Origin of the sequence: Pseudomonas sp. NFACC13-1, from assembly GCF_900104425.1 — a bacterium.
GTDB classification, from domain to species: domain Bacteria; phylum Pseudomonadota; class Gammaproteobacteria; order Pseudomonadales; family Pseudomonadaceae; genus Aquipseudomonas; species Aquipseudomonas fluorescens_AA.
In genome coordinates this window covers 1-18,608 of sequence record NZ_FMXV01000041.1, presented here as the reverse complement: position 1 = coordinate 18,608, position 18,608 = coordinate 1, and the positions used below count along the sequence as shown (strand labels likewise).

Genomic DNA, 18,608 nt, shown 5'->3' with positions numbered 1-18,608 from the left:
GGGCATGTATTGAGTCTAGATTCGGGTCAGGCCAGGTTTTCGTCAGTCGCCGGTACGATCAGGATCCCGGCCCGCAAGCCATTCTTGACCTTGGGGTTCGGGAAGATGATCCGGGCACCCTCCTCTTCGATCACCCAGCGGGTCTGGGCGATGTCCTCGGCCAGCACATAACCTTTTTCAAGCTCGGAGAAGTTCTCGATATCCGCCGGCAGGTTCAGGCGGAAGCTGTCGCTGTGCTTGATGATTTCCCGCGCCACGCTGAACAGCTGCAGGCCATCCAACCCTTCGTCCAGCTCAGGCTCGTTGCCTTCGATGATCTGTTGCAGGCGGGTTTCCAGCAGGTTGACGTTGACCCCGTCGTTCTGCCCGAAGGGCCGGGCCTTGCCCAGCTCCAGGGTGAAGGACTCGGCGCCGAGCTGATCGTAGGTGTAGGCACTGAAGACGATGGACGGCTTGTTCTGCAGCAACACCGCCTCCATGCCCGCGGCACGCAGGCGTGCCAGCTCACGGCGTGAATGCGCGCGGCCTTCCTTCCATGGGTACAGGGCAAACTGCTCGATCTTCGAACCGCGGATGGCGGTGTGCAGATCGTAATGCAAGCGGCTGCGTTCCGGCCGACTGAAGAAACTGGCGGCCAGCCGCTCCAGCTCGCAGGCCCGCAGCGCTTCAGGACCGCCACTGAGCTCATGGCGACCATTGAACAGCCGGTTGACGTCCTGCTCGACGAAACGCTCACCGCGCCGGATGGCCTCGGGGTTGCCGAACAGGAACAGAATGCGTGCCCGCGGCTTCAGGTCGCCACGGGCAATGTCGTGCAGCAGGCGGTCGAGCAATTCGATCGGCGCGGTTTCATTGCCGTGGATACCGGCCGACAGCAGCAGGTCCAGGCCGTTATCCCGGGCTTCGGGCGGCTTGACCTCCAGCGCGCCCTCGCTCAACCAGCGCATCCGTACGCCTTCGACAGTCAGTTGAGTCTTCTCCGCCGGTTCACGGCCGGCGAGGGTCAGTTCAAGCAGTTTGCCGAGGGCGAGCATAGCGCGGTTTCCTTAGTGGTCGTGGCCGCAATCCGGGCCATGGACATGGTCATCGTCGCCGACGTCCGCCGGTTCCATTTCCAGTTGCAGGCTGACCAGGTTGGTCGCCAATGGACGCAACAACAGGTTGGCGTATTCCTCGTCCCCTTCCTCGACATCGACGCCGATCAGCAACTGACCGCGGCCATCCTGCTGGATCCACAACTCCTTGCCTTGCCACATCACCGCGACACGGGTGCAGGAGGTTTCCAGTTGGGTGCCGTCGGTGTCTTCAAGGATCAGCTGCAGGGTATCGCTCATGTCTTTACGTTCTCGTCTGGGGATAAGGCAACGCGCCCTGCTTTGACTGTAGTCAGGTCGCGCGCGCTTTCAATTGATCTGGAAAGGATAAACCGCGCCAAGTTTAAGGATTTGTGTCAGTTCATCCAGTGCCCCACGGCATTCGAGCAGCAACTGCGGGTCTGCCAGGTCATTTTCGGTCATGCGGTCGCGGTAGTGCCGCTCGACCCATTGGGTCAGCGAATCGTACAGCGGCGCGGTCATGATAACCCCTGGGTTGACGGCCGCCAGCTCGGTTTCATTAAGGGCCACGCGCAACCTCAGGCAAGCCGGGCCGCCACCGTTCTGCATGCTTTGCTTGAGGTCGAAGACCTTCACTTCGCGAATGACCCCGCCAGCGCCCGTCAGGCCTTGCAGGTATTGCCAGACGCGTTCGTTGCTGCGGCATTCTTCCGGCACGATCAAGAGCATGGAGCCGTCGGGACGCGACAGCAACTGGCTATTGAACAGGTAGGAACGTACTGCGTCATCGACAGTAACCGCCGAACGCGGCACGCACACCGACTGAAATTTCCCACCGACCTTGGCGAGTTTGCTGCTCAACTCGGCCAACATCTTGTCGGTCTCGAGAAACGCGTCCTCGTGATAGAACAGCACTTCGCCATTGCCCACCGCGATCACATCGTTGTGGAACACACCCTGGTCGATCACCGACGGATTCTGTTGGGCGTACACCACGCCCTCCTCCCGCAGCCCATGCAGGCGGGCAACGGCCTGGGAGGCTTCCAGGGTCTGGCGCGCCGGGTACTTCTGCGGTGCGGGATAACGGGTGTCGAAGGCGCTGCGACCGAAGACGAAGAACTCCACGCCGGCCTCGCCGTAGGCGCGGCAGAAACGGGTGTGGTTAGCCGCGCCTTCATCGCCGAACTGCGCCACCGCCGGCAACGCGGCGTGGTGGGCGAAGTGCTGCTGGTCGGCAAACATGGCCCCCAGCACACGACTGGTGGTCGGATGCTCGATGCTGCGGTGGTACTTGCAGTTCAGGTTGGCGGCGGTGAAATGCACGCGTCCATCGGCGGTGTCGGCACTCGGGCTGACGGTGGCGGCGTTGGCCACCCACATGCTGGAGGCCGAGCAACTGGCGACCAACAACGGCATCGCCTCTTTCGCGGCCTGCTGGATCACCTGGGCATCGCTGCCGGCAAAGCCCAACCGGCGCAGGGCCGCCACGTCCGGACGCTCCTGCGGTGCCAGCACACCTTGCTGGAACCCCATGTCCATCAGCGCTTTCATTTTCGCCAGGCCCTGCAACGCCGCTTCCTTGGGGTTGGAGGACTGCTGGCTGTTGCTCTGGGACGCGACGTTGCCGTACGAGAGCCCGCCGTAGTTATGGGTCGGCCCCACTAGACCGTCAAAGTTGACTTCATAGGATTTCATCAGCGAGGCTCCACGAGAATCTGTTTTTTATAGGCATCAAATAACAACCGCATCGCGGCCTTCGCGAGCAAGCTCGCTCCCACATGGATTGCGCAAGACCCTGTGGGAGCGAGCTTGCTCGCGATCGGGGTTCACACCATTCTCACACCGGGGGTCAGGGCAGCCGGCATGACAAGGCTTGGCGTTTCCAGGGAAGCCACCGGGTACGCGCAATAATCGGCCGCGTAATAAGCACTGGCGCGATGGTTGCCCGAGGCACCGACACCGCCGAACGGGGCGCTGCTGGCGGCGCCGGTCAGCTGTTTGTTCCAGTTGACGATACCGGCGCGGCTCTGCAGCCAGAATTGCTGGTAACGCGCCAGGGAATCGGACAGCAACCCGGCGGCCAGGCCATATTGCGTATTGTTGGCCTCGGCGATGGCCGCGGCGAAGTCCGTGTAGCGGATCACTTGCAGCAACGGCCCGAACAGCTCTTCATCAGGACGCTCGGCCACGGCGGTCACATCCAGGATACCCGGCGTCAGCAATGCCGCCTGGGGCTGCGGCTGGGTCATGGCCAACAGCGGCACGGCGCCCTTGCCCAGCAAATGGTTTTGCGCGTCCATCAGCGCCTTCGCCGCGCCCAGGGAAATCACCGAGCCCATGAACGGCGCCGGTTGCTGGTCGAAAGCACCGACTTCAAGGGTCGAGCTGACCGCCACCAGGCGCGCCAGCAAGGCATCGCCCCAGGCGCCTTCCGGCACCAGCAGGCGGCGCGCACAGGTGCAGCGCTGTCCGGCGGAAATGAAGGCGGACTGGATAATGGTGTAGACCGCCGCATCGACGTCCGCCACCTCATCCACCACCAGCGGGTTGTTACCGCCCATTTCCAGCGCGAGGATCTTGTCCGGACGCCCGGAAAATTGTTGATGCAGCAGATTGCCGGTGCGGCTGGAGCCGGTGAAGAACAGCCCGTCGATACCTGGGTTCGCTGCCAGGGCGATACCGGTTTCCCGCGCGCCTTGCAGCAGGTTCAGCACACCCGCCGGCAGACCGGCCTCGACCCAGCACTTGACCGTCAGCTCGGCGACTTTCGGTGTCAGCTCACTCGGCTTGAACAACACGCTGTTGCCAGCCAGCAGCGCGGGCACGATATGCCCGTTGGGCAAGTGACCGGGGAAGTTGTAGGGGCCGAAGACCGCGACCACGCCGTGGGGCTTGTGGCGCAGCACGGCGGTGGCGTCGCCCAGGGGGCCGCTCTTCTCGCCGGTCCGCTCGCGGTAGCTCTGCACCGAAATGGCGACCTTGTTGACCATGCTGGTCACTTCGGTTGCCGCTTCCCACAACGGCTTGCCGGTTTCTTCACCGATGCACTGGGCCAATTCGTCAGCGTGGCTTTTCAGGGCCGCGGCAAAAGCTTCCAGCACCTGGATGCGTTCATCCAGCGAGCGCCGCGCCCAGTCCGGGAACGCCTGGCGCGCGGCCTGCACCGCCGATTCCACTTGCGCCGCCGTGGCGCCGTTGCCCGACCACAACACTTGCTGGGTCACGGGGTTCAACGACTCAAAGAGGTCGCCCTGGCCTTCCAGCCAGCTACCTGCGATGTACAACGAATTCATCATTTCGACTCCCGGGCAGCGGACAACGCAACGGCACGCACCTGGTCGCCGGCATTGAGTTGAAGACGTTTGGCGGTCAGCGGATCGACCACCAGGGTGCCTGCGGCGAAGCGCGCTGGTGCAGCGGTGATGCGGCAGTCTTCGCGCTTGCGGTTATGGATGAGGAACGGCGTGGCGTCGTCGCCCGGCGTGCCGATGGCCAACACCAGCGCCTGGCTGTCGCGAATCGCGCGGATCTTGCCGGTTTCGCACTCCACCGCCGGGCCGGCGTCGAAGATGTCGACGTAACCCTGATAGCTGAAACCTTCGCTCTTGAGCATCGACAAGGCCGGTTCAGTGTCCGGATGAACCTGGCCAATCACGGCCCGGGCATCTTCGGACAGGAAACAGGTGTACAGCGGGAACTTGGGCATCAGTTCAGCGATGAACGCCTTATTGCCCACGCCGGTGAGGTAATCGGCCTGGCTGAACTCCATTTTGAAGAAATGCCGGCCCAGGCTTTCCCAGAACGGCGAACGGCCGTTGTCGTCGGACATGCCGCGCATCTCGGCAATGATCTTGTTGCCGAACAACTGCGGGAACTCGGCAATGAACAACAGCCGCGCCTTGGCCAGCATCCGGCCATTGAGGCCATTGCGGTAGTCGGCGTGCAGGAACAGCGAGCACAGCTCGGAATTGCCGGTCAGGTCGTTGGCCAGGAACAGGGTCGGGATTTCCCGATAGATGTTCAATTCCTGGGAAGCGCTGACCGTCAGGCCGACCCGAAAGTTATACCAGGGCTCACGCAGCCCCACGGCACCGGCGATGGCGGAAATGCCCACCACGCGACCGTCATCGTCTTCGAGCACGAACAGGTAGTCCGCGTCACCGCGCCCGGCTTCGCCGCGAAAGGTCTTCTCGGCCCAACCGACCCGATGGGCCAGGCGCTCTTCATTAGCCGGCAAGGTGGTCAGGCCGGTGCCCGTGCTGCGGGCCAGGGCGATCAGAGCGGGTAAATCGCTGCTGCGTACGGGACGAACGATCATGCTATCTCCTCAAACGGGCCGCTTGCGCCACCCGCGAAACTCATTAAACCGCCACCAGGCGCACGCTGGCACCTTCGCCAACGCCCAAGGCTTCGGCCGCTTCCATATCCAGGGTCACCGGCTTGCCCGGCGCGTAGTCGAGTTCGAGCAGCACGGCGCGGTAATCCTGCAACTGGGCATTGGCCACCAGGTATTGGCGACCGGCGCCCTTGACCGGTTCGCCGATCTTGACCGGCACCACACGGCTCTGGGCGATCGAGCGGATGCCCGAGACGCGGGCATGCAGGGTCGGGCCACCGTCGAAGATGTCGATGTAGTGATCGGTCTCGAAACCCTCGCGCATCAGGATGTCGAAGGTGATCTGCGCCCGCGGATGCACCTGGCCCATGGCTTCCTGGGCGGCATCCGGCAACAGCGGCACGTAGATCGGGTAATGGGGCATCAGCTCGGCGAGGAAGGTACGGCTCTTCAGCCCGCACAGGCGCTCGGCGGCGGCGTAGTTGAGGTCGAAGAAGTTGCGACCGATGGCGTCCCAGAATGGCGAGTCGCCATTCTCATCGCTGTAGCCGACGATCTCGGTCACCACCGAATCGGCGAACCGCTCCGGATGGCTGGCGACGAACAGCAGCCGCCCCCGTGAGTTGAGTTCCGACCATGGCGAGCCCACCAGCTCCGGCACCACGTAGAAACTGGTCAGCAGGCTGTTGCCGGTCAGGTCGTGGCATTGAGAGAGCACGTGGATCTTGTTGTGGATCTTCAGCTCACGGGAGGCATGGACGAAGGTCTCGTTGCGAAAGCTGTAGAACGGTTCGGAATAACCGGCCGACGCGACGATGGCCGAACAGCCCGCCAGCTTGCCGGTCGCGGTGTCTTCGAGGACGAAGAAATAGCTCTCTTCACCGTTGAAGCTGACTTCGGCGGCAAACGAGGCTTCGCTTGCGGCGATCTTGTCGCTCAGGCGTTCCACGTCATCCGGCAAGGAAGTGACACCGATCGGACTGTCCGCAGCCAGACGCTGTACCTCGCCCAGATCCGCCATTTGCGCGGGGCGCATCACCAGCATGGTGTCACTCCTTAACTTGAAATAAAGGGTTCGACCCTCAGGTCGACACACAGAAAAAAACTAAACGAACACGCGGGTCCGCATTGCATCTGCCGCGGTATTCGATTTTCAGCCGCAGCAAGCCCCCTATGGGAGCGAGCTTGCTCGCGATAGCGGTGTGCCAGTCAACATCGATACTGGCTGGTCCGACGCCATCGCGAGCAAGCTCGCTCCCACAAGGGGGTCCAGCTTCAGCGTCAGGCCTGGGTCAGCTTCGCCGCGGCCCGCTCGAAGCGGTCCAGGCCGGCGTCGATGTCGGCGTCTTCCACTACCAGGCTCGGGGCGAAGCGAATCACGTCCGGGCCGGCTTGCAGGATCATCAAGCCTTCCTGTTCGGCGGCGTTGAAGATGTCCTTGGCCTTGCCTTTCCAGGCATCGTTCAACACGCAACCGATCAGCAGGCCCAGGCCACGCACCTGGGTGAACAGGCCGTACTTCTCGCCGATCTGCTCCAGGCGCGCCTTGAACTTGGCGTGCTTGGTTTTGACACCACCGAGCACCTCAGGCGTATTGACCACATCGATCACCGCTTCGGCCACCGCGCAGGCCAGCGGGTTGCCGCCATAGGTGGTGCCGTGGGTGCCGACCACCAGGTGCTTGGCCAGGGCTTCGGTGGTGAGCATCGCCGCGATCGGGAAACCACCGCCCAGGCTCTTGGCGCTGGTGAGGATGTCCGGGACCACGCCGTAATGCATGTAGGCGAACAGATGACCGCTGCGGCCCATGCCGGTCTGCACCTCATCGAACACCAGCAGCGCGTCGTGGGCATCGCACAAATCACGGGCGCCTTGCAGGTAGGCCTGCTCGGCCGGCAGCACGCCGCCCTCGCCCTGGATCGGCTCCAGCACCACGGCGCAGGTCTTGTCCGAGACAGCGGCTTTCAACGCGGCCAGGTCGTTGTAAGGAACGTGGGTGATACCAGTGATTTTAGGCCCGAAACCGTCGGAGTACTTCGACTGCCCACCGACGTTGACGGTAAACAGGGTGCGACCGTGGAAGCTATTGAGCGCGGCGATGATTTCGTATTTTTCGCTGCCGAAACGATCGAACGCAACGCGACGGGCCAGCTTGAAGGCGGCCTCGTTGGCTTCGGCGCCGGAGTTGCAGAAAAACGCGCGCTCGGCAAACGTCGCGTTGACCAGCTTGTGGGCCAGGCGCAGGGCCGGCTCATTGGTGAAGACGTTGGAGACGTGCCACAGCTTGTTGGCCTGTTCGGTCAGGGCGCCGACCAGCGCCGGGTGGGCGTGGCCCAGCACGTTGACTGCAATGCCGCCAGCAAAGTCGATCAACTCACGACCGGATTGGTCCCATACGCGGGAACCGGCACCACGCACAGGTATGAAGGCAGCAGGTGCATAGTTGGGAACCATAACCTGGTCGAAATCGGCGCGTTGTACCGCGGCTTGCTCAACGGACATCGGAGTCTCCTGATGAGGAACACCCGCCTGGAACTGGCGGGCTTGGTAAGGATTGTAAGGACAGTTTTCAGCCCGGCCTTGCCGCCAAGCGACAACTTCTTATAGCGCCAACCCACGTTTTGCGCGGGTTTACGGCAATGCGACAAATAGCGTCGCAAAGGCGCAGTTTAAACGTTGCCAGTGGATTTGAGGCGCCCGCCTCCACATTTCCGCTGCCAGACACAAAACACCTGTGGGAGCGAGTTTGCTCGCGATAGCGGCGTATCAGTCAACATCGATGCTGGCTGGTCCGACGCCATCGCGAGCAAGCTCGCTCCCACAATTTTTTGTGTCGACCGCCCTATCCGCAGCCTTGCCGCCTAGCCCCGTTCGGACGGCACCGAGGACAATTCGAACGGGCTGCTGCTGCGTCGCTGGTTGCGGTCTTCCCGCGGCGTGGCGCCAAAGAAGTTGCGGTAGGCACTGGAGAAGTGTGGCCCCGAGGAGAAACCGCAGGACAGGCCGATCTGGATGATGGATTTGCTGGTCTGCATCAACATCTGCCGGGCCTTGTTCAGGCGCAGCTCCAGGTAATACTGGCTGGGCACGCGGTTGAGGTATTGCTTGAAGATCCGCTCCAGTTGCCGGCGGGATACACACACATGCTGGGCGATTTCGTCGGTGGTCAGCGGCTCTTCGATATTGGCTTCCATCAGCAGCACCGCCTGGGTGAGCTTTGGATGGCTGGAGCCGAGGCGGTTCTGCAACGGGATGCGCTGGCGCTCGCCGCCTTCACGAATGCGCTCGACCACCAACTCCTCCGACACCGCACCGGCCAGTTCCGCACCGTGATCCCGGGCCAAGACCGCCAGCAACAGGTCCAGCACCGACATGCCGCCGCAAGCGCTCAGGCGATCGCGATCCCAGTCAAACAGATGACTGGTGGCGATGACCTTGGGGAAACGTTCGGAGAAGTCGTCCTGCCAGCGCCAATGCACGGCGGCACGGTAACCGTCGAGCAAACCCAGCTGGGCCAAGGGATAGACACCCGCCGACAAACCACCGATCACGCAACCGGCACGCACCAGTTGCTTGAGGGCGCTGCTCAGGGGCGAGGCCAGTGCGGTCGGCGGCTCATCAGCCAGCAGGAACAGCTTCTGGAACCCCTCGAGCTTGCCGGCCCAAGGCTCGCCCGGCAACTGCCAGGCGCCGGCGGCCGGTGGCTCGGCCTGCAAGAACGACAGCTCGTAGACCACATCCGGATGCACCCGCTGAGCGACACGCAAGGCCTCCTCGGCCAGCGCCAGCGTCAAGGCTTTAGTGCTGGGCCAAATCAGGAAACCTATTCGATGGGCAGTCATGGCGGGCGATCCGAAGCGAAAACAGTGTTAAAGCCAAAAGCGGCTGCAACCAAATTAGACCATCTGGTGCGCGGTGCGCAGCATGACCCAAATCAGGTGCGTAACGGGAGCGATTACTTGAGGCTGCCCGAAAGAAATTGTTGCAGGCGCTCCGATTGCGGGTTGACCAGCACTTCACGCGGGTTGCCGCTTTCTTCGACGATGCCCTTGTGCAGGAACACCAGCTGGTTCGAGACCTCGCGGGCAAAGCCCATTTCGTGGGTCACCACCACCATGGTCCGACCTTCCAGGGCCAGGGCCTGCATCACCTTGAGCACGTCGCCCACCAGCTCCGGGTCCAGCGCCGAAGTCGGTTCGTCGAACAGCATCACCTCAGGCTCCATCGCCAGCGCACGGGCAATCGCCACGCGCTGCTGCTCGCCGCCGGACATGTGGCCCGGGTAGGCATCCTTGCGATGGGCCACGCCGACCTTGTTCAGGTAGTGCTCGGCCTTCTCCCGCGCTTCAGCCTTGGCCACACCCAGTACATGCACGGGCGCCTCCATGATGTTTTCCAGCGCGGTCATGTGGGACCACAGGTTGAAATGCTGGAACACCATCGACAGCCGCGAACGCATGCGCTGCAGTTGCTTGGGGTCCGCGGCCTTCATGGCGCCATCCTTGCCGGCGACCAGTTTCAGCTCTTCGTTGTTGAGCAGAATCTTGCCGGCATGGGGTTGCTCGAGCAGGTTGATGCAACGCAGGAAGGTACTCTTGCCGGAGCCACTGGAGCCGATGATGCTGATCACATCGCCAGCGGCGGCCTTCAGGGACACGCCCTTGAGCACTTCGTGACTGCCATAGCGTTTATGCAGGTCTTGGACTTCAAGCTTGTACATGCGGTCGGTTCTCACAAAACGTCAGTCGTTGAGCAGTCGATCGGATCGATGCGTTATCAGTGCTTGCGCGGGGCCAGGTAACCCAGCCAGCGGCGCTCGGCCAGTTTGAACAGGCGCACCAGGATGAAGGTCAGGCACAGGTAGAAAGCACCGGCCGTGATGTAAGCCTCGAATGGCAAGTAATACTGCGCATTCACCGTGCGCGCCGCGCCGGTGATGTCGATCAGGGTCACGATGGAGGCCAGGCTGGTGGTCTGCAACATCATGATCACTTCGTTGCTGTATTGCGGCAGCGCCCGACGCAAGGCCGACGGCAGCAGGATCCGGCGATACAGCTTGTAGCGCGACATGCCCATGGCCTTGGCCGCTTCGATCTCACCGTTAGGCGTGGCCCGCAGGCTACCGGCGATGATTTCGGCGGTGTAGGCGCTGGTATTGATGGCGAACGCCAGGCACGCGCAGAAGGTCGCACTGGACAGCCACGGCCAGAGGAAGCTTTCGCGCACGATCGCGAACTGCGCCAGCCCGTAGTAGATCAGGAACAGCTGCACCAGCATCGGCGTGCCGCGGATCACGTAGGTGTAGAGCCAGGCCGTCATGTTGACGATCGGCTGCTTGGACACCCGCATCAGCCCCAGGGGCAACGCCGCCAGCAGGCCGAAGAACAGCGACAGGGCCAACAATTTGAGGGTGGTCAGCAAGCCGCTGAAATACAGCGGCAAGGCTTCATAGATGACGTTGTAGTCGAAGATCATAGATCAGCCGCCCTTACGCCTACCGAGTAGCGCTTCTCAAGGTGACGCAACGCCAGCAACGAGACACTGGTGATCACCAGGTACATCGCCGCCACTGCGAGGAAGAAGGTGAAAGGCTCGCGAGTGGCATCCGCCGCCTGCTTGGCCTTGAACATCATGTCTTGCAGACCCACCACGGAAATCAGCGCGGTGGCCTTGGTCAATACCAGCCAGTTGTTGGTGAAACCCGGAATCGCCAGGCGAATCATCTGCGGCACCAGCACCCGGAAGAACACTTGAAAGCCGTTCATGCCGTACGCCATGCCCGCCTCGGCCTGACCCTTGGGGATCGCCATGAATGCACCGCGAAAGGTCTCCGACAGGTACGCACCGAAGATGAAACCCAGGGTGCCGATACCGGCCGCCAACGGGTTCAGGTCGATGTAGTCGTCATAGCCGAGCATCGGCGCCACGCGATTGAGCAGGTCCTGGCCACCGTAGAAAATCAGCAGGATCAGCACCAGGTCAGGAATGCCGCGAATGACCGTGGAATACAGGTCGCCCAGCCACGCCAGCCAGCGCACCGGAGAAAGGCGCAACGCAACGCCGATCAGACCCAGGACGATGGCCAGGGCCATGGACGACAAGGCGAGCTCAAGCGTCAACCATGCGCCATCGAGGATGACAGCCCCGTAGCCTTTCAACATGATTCAGGTCCTCGAAAGTGGGATGAAAAAATGGCGCAAACCGCAGAGATCCTGTTGCTTGCGCCATTTCGCACGAGTGGCGGGACGTCGTTACTTGCCGTAGATGTCGAAAGCGAAGTACTTGTCCTGGATTTGCTTGTATTTGCCGCTCTCGCGAATGGCGGTGATCGCACCATTGATCTTGTCTTTCAGCGCATCGCCCTTGCGAACCGCGATACCGATGCCGTCGCCGAAGTATTTCTCGTCGGTGAAGGCCGGGCCTACAAATGCGAAGCCCTTGCCGGCATCGGTCTTGAGGAAACCGTCATCCAACAGGGTAGCGTCTGCCACGGTGCCATCGAGACGGCCGGCGGCGACGTCCAGGTAGATTTCGTTCTGCGAACCGTACGGCTTGATCTCGGCACCCAGCGGGGCCAGGACTTCACGGGCGAAACGCTCGTGGATCGAACCGCGCTGCACGCCGATGTTCTTGCCCTTGAGCTCGGCCAGGTTGTCGCTGACCTGGGTACCGGCCTTCATCACCAGACGGGCCGGGGTGTTGTAGTACTTGTTGGTAAAATCAACGGACTTCTTGCGATCTTCAGTGATGGACATGGACGACAGGATCGCGTCGATCTTGCGCACCTTCAGCGCCGGTATCAGGCCGTCGAATTCTTGCTCGACCCATACGCACTTGACCTTCATTTCTTCGCACAGCGCATTGCCGATGTCGTAGTCGAAACCGACGATGCTGCCATCTGGGGCTTTCGAGGCGAACGGAGGGTAAGCCGCTTCGATACCAATCTTCAGGGGTTTCTCATCAGCGAAGGTCGGCAGGGACAGCACGGACAGTGCCAGGGCGCCAAGCAGCACAAGTTTCTTCATCTTGGGACTCCATCGGTAAAGGGCAAAAACGGCAGAGTGAGCAACAGCCCAATATGCGAATGGGTGGAACGAACGTGGGTGCTGCGTCCTGGGAAGCTCACGGTTTATCCGACGCGAGCCACGACGAGCGAGTGATCGGCATTCTAACGACAGGCCCGAAGCCGATATTTCTTCAATGCGACAACAAATTACAGAAGCACCGAGAAAGCGGTCCGAGCACATTGACAGCCCCGCAAATTCATGCAAGAGCAAAAGAAGGGAAACCGATCTATGCTGCAAATAGCGGGCCCATTATTCGCAAACCCTTCTAATCCGGCAAGCACAGCGTGTCGACTTATTTTCCGGAACGTCCGGAGCCGCCCTGTAACGAGGCTTCGCGTTTCACATCGCCCCGTTGTGGCGCCTTTGGTTACACATTTCGAAACACCGGTAACGCTCAGACACCTCCTACTTCAAACCTCGATATTTATTCATCCGCCGAACCTGTGGCGAGGGAGCTTGCTCCCGCTGGGCTGCGAAGCAGCCCCAAAGCCAGGCACCGCGGTCGTTCGAACACCCTCGCCACAAGGGCTATATGACGCGCACAAAAAAGCCCCGCCAGGCAAATGCCAGGCGGGGCTTCTTGAGGTCACAAACAGCCGTCAGGCAACGTTCATGGTCTTGTGCGTCTCGATCAAGTGCGCCACCACACCCGGGTCGGCCAGGGTGGAGATATCACCCAACCCGTCGTATTCCGCCGTGGCGATCTTGCGCAGGATGCGGCGCATGATCTTGCCGGAACGGGTCTTCGGCAGCCCTGGTGCCCACTGGATCACATCCGGCGACGCAATCGGACCGATCTCCTTGCGCACCCAGTTCTTCAGTTCCAGGCGCAGGGCCTCGCTGGTTTCTTCGCCGGCATTGAGGGTGACGTAGACATAGATGCCCTGCCCCTTGATGTCGTGCGGCACACCCACCACCGCCGCTTCGGCGACTTTCGGGTGGGCGACCATGGCGCTTTCGATCTCGGCCGTGCCCATGCGGTGGCCGGACACGTTGAGCACGTCATCCACTCGACCGGTGATCCAGTAGTAACCATCCTCGTCGCGACGAGCGCCGTCACCGGTGAAGTACATGCCACTGAAGGTCTTGAAGTAGGTGTCGACGAAGCGGTCGTGGTCGCCGTACAGCGTACGGGCCTGGCCTGGCCACGAATCGAGGATCACCAGGTTGCCTTCGGCGGCGCCTTCGATCAGGTTGCCGAGGTTGTCCACCAGCGCCGGCACCACGCCGAAGAACGGGCGAGTGGCCGAACCTGGCTTCAACGCCGTGGCGCCTGGCAACGGGCTGATCAGCACGCCACCGGTCTCGGTCTGCCACCATGTGTCGACAATCGGGCAACGTTCCTTGCCGACATTCTTGTAGTACCAGTCCCAGGCTTCCGGGTTGATCGGCTCGCCCACCGAACCCAACAGGCGCAGGCTGCTGCCATCGGCGCCTTCGACGGCGGCGGTGCCCGAGGCCATCATCGCGCGAATAGCCGTCGGGGCGGTGTAGAGGATATTGACCTTGTGCTTGTCGATGACCTTGGCCACCCGGGTGATGTCCGGGTAGTTCGGCACGCCTTCGAACAGCAGCGTGGTCGCACCGTTGGCCAGCGGGCCGTAGACGATATAGCTGTGGCCGGTGACCCAGCCCACGTCGGCGGTGCACCAGTAGACCTCGCCTGGCTTGTAGTCGAACACGCGCTCATGGGTCAGCGCCGCGTACAGCAGGTAGCCGGCCGTGGTGTGCTGCACGCCCTTGGGCTTACCGGTGGAGCCAGAGGTGTAGAGGATGAACAGCGCTTCTTCGGCGCCCATTTCCTTCGGTGCGCAAACGGTACCGGCCACCTTCATCAGGTCTTCGTACCAGATGTCGCGGTGCTGGTTCCACTTGATGTTGCCAGCCGTGCGCTTGCACACGATGACTTTCTGGATGCTGCTGGTTTCCGGGTTGGTCAGCGCGTCATCGACGTTGGCCTTGAGCGGGATCTTCTTGCCGGCGCGAACGCCTTCGTCGGCGGTGATCACCACTTTGGATTTGCAGTCGATGATCCGCCCGGCCAGCGCTTCAGGGGAGAAGCCGCCGAACACCACCGAGTGAATCGCACCGATCCGGGTACAGGCCAGCATCGCGACCACAGCCTCAGGGATCATCGGCATGTAGATGGTCACCACATCGCCGCGATGCACGTCCTGGCCACGCAGGGCGTTGGCGAACTTGCAGACTTCTTCGTGCAGTTCGCGATAAGTGATGTTGCGGCTCTCGGACGGGTCATCGCCCTCCCAGATAATCGCAACTTGATCGCCGCGCTCGGCCAGGTGACGGTCGAGGCAGTTGTAGGACACGTTCAAGGTGCCGTCGGCGAACCACTTGATGTCGACATGGTGATCGTCGAAGGAGGTCTGCTTCACCGTGGTGAACGGTTTGATCCAGTCGAGGCGCTTGGCCTGCTCGCGCCAGAAGCCATCCGGGTTGACGACCGACTGCTGATACATCGCCTTGTAGGTCGCCTCGTCAGTCAACGTACTGGCCGCAACCTCGGGGCGAACGGGATACAGAGAAGCCGCACTCATCTTTCTTACCTCGGAGACATAGTTGTTTTTGTATGGTCCCGTTGTAGCCCGGGGCGGGCCTATAGAACCATTCGACGATGGTAGTAACAAGTCCCTACAAAATGTCGGTACTAGTGGGAGCGAGCTTGCTCGCGATGACGGCAGCACCTCCAACATAGATGCCACAGACAACCCCACCACCTGCAGCGATTATTACCAGATCAACCAACAGTGTTTATCAAAACCAAGGCTTTTTGTGCCCAGCCCCGCTCCCTAAAATTCATCTCGCCAACCGGCAAACACGATTAACGCAACACAGCCCCCACGAAGGCCGTTAATCCAACTTCCAATACTTGCTCCACACGCAACCCCAAAAAGGTTGCGTGACCCCACTCGACCTCAAGAAAGGTGAATCAGATGAAAGCTTTATGGGTTCTGGTCCTCGGCAGCCTGTGCGCCACCGCGATGGCGGATGAGGCCCCGACCGATGTCGCACAGCAAAAACCGGCCATTGAGGAGTACACCTACTCCACCCACCTGGACATCGCCAAAGTCATCTCCATGAGCGACATCCCGAATGTCTGCGAAGTGGTTCCGGCGAAGATGGAGTACGACGACTCCAAGGGCCAACGTCACATCCTGCGCTACAGCGTCATGGGTAACGGCTGCTCCAACGGCTGATCACAACTGGCAATTTCCACGGCCCGATTTCGCTCGGGCCTGGTTGTGTCTGGAGCCACCAAAAACGCCCCACAAACACAACATGTAGTGCAAAACCGCAAAAAACGCTGGTTTTTTGATCAAAAAAATCTGCGATCCGCTTCATGCAAAAAAAATCTTAAGCGGCCAAAGCCTTGTAAACCCTCGCTCCCACGCGGATATGCCACCCGCCGCCCCTTCTGTGAGCTATTTCGCCGCACCACGTAGGCAAAAAAGTCCTTATAATGCCGCCTTAAACGGGCCTGCAATATTCCCTTACAGGGGATCACGCTTACTTGGAGCCTACGCAGAGGCCAATCGCCTCCTCGCGTTCACCGCCGCTCCGGAATGACCCGTACATTTTTCTGTTTATTGCCTGCGTCAGCTGCTGCAACAAACGATTTTTCAAGATCCACCGCGGCCAGTAGGCCTTCATCGGGCATCTGGCCCTCACGCAGGAGACGACACGTCATGCTGAGCTGGGACGAATTCGACAAAGAAGACGGCGAAGTTGCTGTAAAAGGCGCCAACGCCGGCCACGCTTCTGAAGCCAACATGGACCGCCTCGACAGCGCCGGCGGTGCCGCCGCCCTCGAAGCCCGGGCCGTGACGGCCAGCGACTCGGCCGCGATCATTCGCGCCAAGGCCGCCCTCGACAAACTCGACGTCGCCGAAGGCCTCGCCGAACTCGAAGGCGCCTCCGCCCGTGTCGCCGTCGATGAAAAGCGCATGATCAACTGCCGCGCCGACCTCAACCAACTCGTACCTTTCAAATACGACTGGGCCTGGCAGAAGTACCTGGACGGCTGCGCAAACCACTGGATGCCGCAAGAAGTCAACATGACCGCCGACATCGCCCTCTGGAAAAACCCGGAAGGCCTGACCGACGACGAGCGCCGCATCGTGATGCGTAACCTGGGCTTCTTCTCCACCGCCGACTCCCTGGTTGCCAACAACCTGGTCCTGGCCGTGTACCGCCTGATCACCAACCCGGAATGCCGCCAGTACATCCTGCGCCAGGCGTTCGAAGAGGCGATCCACACCCACGCCTACCAGTACTGCATCGAATCGCTGGCCATGGATGAAGGCGAGATCTTCAACATGTACCACGAGATCCCATCAGTCGCGAAAAAAGCCGCCTGGGGCTTGAAATACACCCGTTCGATCTCCGATCCGAAGTTCGAAACCGGTACCCCGGACACCGACAAAGAGCTGCTGCGCAACCTGATCGCCTACTACTGCGTCCTGGAAGGCATCTTCTTCTACTGCGGCTTCACCCAGATCCTCTCCATGGGCCGCCGCAACAAAATGACCGGCGTCGCCGAGCAGTTCCAGTACATCCTGCGCGACGAATCCATGCACCTGAACTTCGGCATCGACGTGATCAACCAGATCAAAATCGAAAACCCGCACCTGTGGGATGCCGAGATGAAGGAAGAAGCGACCCAGATGATCCTGCAGGGTACGCAGCTGGAGATCGAATACGCCCGCGACACCATGCCTCGCGGCGTGTTGGGCATGAACGCGGCGATGATGGAGGACTACCTCAAGTTCATCGCTAACCGTCGCCTGTCGCAGATTGGTCTGAAGGAAGAGTATCCAGGCACGACGAACCCGTTCCCTTGGATGAGCGAGATCATGGACTTGAAGAAAGAGAAGAACTTCTTTGAGACGCGAGTGATTGAGTATCAGACGGGTGGGGCTTTGAGTTGGGATTGATTCGAAAGAAGGATCCTATGTTGCACGCCTAACTGAAAACCCCGTGAAAACGGGGTTTTTTGTATTCTACGGAACCAAAACCGCGTTTAACTCCAGGACAGATACGCTACCTCTGCCCTACGAAAAACTCAGAATCGTTCCGCATTGACGCCGTACTGCCTCGTTACCTATCTTAGTCGCAGGTGCCTAAGAAACGCCCAACGTAGTAGCTAATCGCCGAGCATAGAACCGCGTACTGTCTAAGGACATTTGCAACTCTGTGTGGAGAAAATAGCTAGTTGGGATTTTTCTTACATCCTCTACGTCGGGCTCGCGCCGCTAACCTTCGAACGTAGAGGTGGTTATGCCCACAAGAACGCAGCTCTGCTCTCCGTATACCTCGGAGACCCATCATGCCTGATGCTTACATTCCGGCGGTTTTCCTCCGTCACAACCTCCATCTTCACGCCCTATTGGTCGAAAACCAGGCTTGGTTCAGCGCCTCCGACTTGGGACGCTTGATGAGCAAGCACCTCGATGAACGCATGACCCGCAAGCTTGACCCTGACCAACGTCGGATGATGCTCGTGCATGTCCACGGTTTGACCGAAGAGCGCCTGATGCTGAGCGAGTCGGGCGTTTATGCGTTGCTGGTTTATCACTACTGCCCCGAGTACCGCTTGCTGCGTGAGTGGATCACGCATCAGGTAGTGCCTACGCTGCGGGATGAGCGCTGCTCACATAAGGTGGAGCGGCCTACGTTGAGCGTGCTGGATTGGCCGAAGATGTCGCTCTGCATGCTGCACTGGCAGGATGAACCATGGATTCGCTTGCGGGATATGCCGGCGGTGTTGGTGGATGATCCGTTTAGCCAGCATGAATCCTGGTGGCGGAAAGCGTCGTGTACGGGACAACCACATGGGTTACAAAAAAGTGCATTCACATAGGTGACACTTTTATTGAAACATAGCCGTTCTTTGCGTCCCTGGCATTGACGTGACCTAGGATCACCGGACCGAAGATCACATTCCATACCCCGTCCTTGATCATCTCCATTCCAATGTTCTGATGCCTGAGCAGATTCCCCACGTATATCCGCAGACCGGCTCGATTAATAATTCCGCTACCATCTGCCAGGTAACACTCAATGTGGCTCGCATACCCCATTTCCGGTAGCTTCTCCGGATAAGCTCGAGTGGAGGGTGTGTAGCAAGAGGCG

General features: G+C 60.7%; 16 protein-coding genes and 1 pseudogene. 3 read left to right on the top strand and 14 right to left on the bottom strand.

Features of this window, described 5'->3' with window-relative positions:
• Positions 1-26: 26 nt before the first annotated feature.
• The 13 genes from astE to acs all read right to left on the bottom strand — a co-directional run bounded on the left by astE (position 27) and on the right by acs (position 15,013).
• Positions 27-1,034 carry a succinylglutamate desuccinylase gene (gene astE, locus BLQ55_RS29630; RefSeq protein WP_092259069.1) on the bottom strand — a complete coding sequence of 336 codons (1,008 nt, stop codon included), beginning with the start codon at positions 1,032-1,034 and terminating at the stop codon, positions 27-29.
• Positions 1,035-1,046: 12 nt separating this feature from the next.
• Positions 1,047-1,334, bottom strand: a complete 288-nt coding sequence (locus BLQ55_RS29625; RefSeq protein WP_003178862.1) for a hypothetical protein — start codon at positions 1,332-1,334, stop codon at positions 1,047-1,049.
• Positions 1,335-1,403: 69 nt separating this feature from the next.
• Positions 1,404-2,750: an N-succinylarginine dihydrolase gene (gene astB, locus BLQ55_RS29620; RefSeq protein WP_092259066.1), complete on the bottom strand. Its 1,347-nt coding sequence runs from the start codon at positions 2,748-2,750 to the stop codon at positions 1,404-1,406.
• A 131-nt stretch (positions 2,751-2,881) separates the two neighbouring features.
• Positions 2,882-4,351 carry a succinylglutamate-semialdehyde dehydrogenase gene (gene astD, locus BLQ55_RS29615; RefSeq protein ID WP_170847596.1) on the bottom strand — a complete coding sequence of 490 codons (1,470 nt, stop codon included), beginning with the start codon at positions 4,349-4,351 and terminating at the stop codon, positions 2,882-2,884.
• The gene (astA, locus tag BLQ55_RS29610) at positions 4,348-5,373 is read right to left on the bottom strand and encodes an arginine N-succinyltransferase (RefSeq protein ID WP_092201662.1); all 1,026 of its coding nucleotides are present in this window, start codon (positions 5,371-5,373) and stop codon (positions 4,348-4,350) included. The genes astD and astA overlap by 4 nt, the downstream gene beginning before the upstream one ends.
• 43 nt (positions 5,374-5,416) lie before the next feature.
• On the bottom strand, positions 5,417-6,436 hold the full coding sequence (aruF, locus tag BLQ55_RS29605; protein WP_003178851.1) for an arginine/ornithine succinyltransferase subunit alpha: 1,020 nt from the start codon (positions 6,434-6,436) through the stop codon (positions 5,417-5,419).
• 236 nt (positions 6,437-6,672) lie between these two features.
• Positions 6,673-7,893, bottom strand: coding sequence for an aspartate aminotransferase family protein (locus BLQ55_RS29600; RefSeq protein ID WP_060741008.1), 1,221 nt, complete (start codon positions 7,891-7,893; stop codon positions 6,673-6,675).
• A gap of 359 nt (positions 7,894-8,252) precedes the next feature.
• Positions 8,253-9,233, bottom strand: a complete 981-nt coding sequence (locus BLQ55_RS29595; RefSeq protein ID WP_060741007.1) for a GlxA family transcriptional regulator — start codon at positions 9,231-9,233, stop codon at positions 8,253-8,255.
• 113 nt (positions 9,234-9,346) lie between these two features.
• Positions 9,347-10,111: an ABC transporter ATP-binding protein gene (locus tag BLQ55_RS29590; RefSeq protein ID WP_053124413.1), complete on the bottom strand. Its 765-nt coding sequence runs from the start codon at positions 10,109-10,111 to the stop codon at positions 9,347-9,349.
• A gap of 56 nt (positions 10,112-10,167) precedes the next feature.
• Positions 10,168-10,866, bottom strand: coding sequence for an ABC transporter permease (locus BLQ55_RS29585; protein ID WP_060741005.1), 699 nt, complete (start codon positions 10,864-10,866; stop codon positions 10,168-10,170).
• Positions 10,863-11,552 (bottom strand): ABC transporter permease, encoded by a 690-nt coding sequence (locus BLQ55_RS29580; RefSeq protein ID WP_014339811.1) that lies wholly within the window; start codon positions 11,550-11,552, stop codon positions 10,863-10,865. Before BLQ55_RS29580 ends, BLQ55_RS29585 begins: the two co-directional genes overlap by 4 nt.
• A gap of 90 nt (positions 11,553-11,642) precedes the next feature.
• A complete protein-coding gene (locus tag BLQ55_RS29575) occupies positions 11,643-12,416 on the bottom strand; it encodes an ABC transporter substrate-binding protein (protein WP_092259063.1) in 774 nt (257 codons plus the stop codon).
• A 641-nt stretch (positions 12,417-13,057) separates the two neighbouring features.
• Positions 13,058-15,013, bottom strand: coding sequence for an acetate--CoA ligase (acs, locus tag BLQ55_RS29570; RefSeq protein WP_092259060.1), 1,956 nt, complete (start codon positions 15,011-15,013; stop codon positions 13,058-13,060).
• Positions 15,014-15,409: 396 nt separating this feature from the next.
• Between acs and BLQ55_RS29565 the strand changes: the two genes are divergently transcribed.
• From BLQ55_RS29565 to BLQ55_RS29555, 3 genes are all read left to right on the top strand, one after another.
• A complete protein-coding gene (locus tag BLQ55_RS29565; RefSeq protein ID WP_060741001.1) occupies positions 15,410-15,673 on the top strand; it encodes a DUF2790 domain-containing protein in 264 nt (87 codons plus the stop codon).
• Positions 15,674-16,162: 489 nt separating this feature from the next.
• Entirely contained in the window at positions 16,163-17,410 is a 1,248-nt protein-coding gene (locus BLQ55_RS29560; protein ID WP_003204812.1) for a ribonucleotide-diphosphate reductase subunit beta, read from the top strand.
• A 392-nt stretch (positions 17,411-17,802) separates the two neighbouring features.
• A complete protein-coding gene (locus BLQ55_RS29555; protein ID WP_092259057.1) occupies positions 17,803-18,336 on the top strand; it encodes a BRO-N domain-containing protein in 534 nt (177 codons plus the stop codon).
• On the opposite strand, the pseudogene BLQ55_RS32325 reads toward BLQ55_RS29555, so the two are convergent.
• Positions 18,329-18,608: pseudogene (locus BLQ55_RS32325) on the bottom strand (IS481 family transposase); the annotation flags it as partial. The gene BLQ55_RS29555 and the pseudogene BLQ55_RS32325 overlap by 8 nt on opposite strands.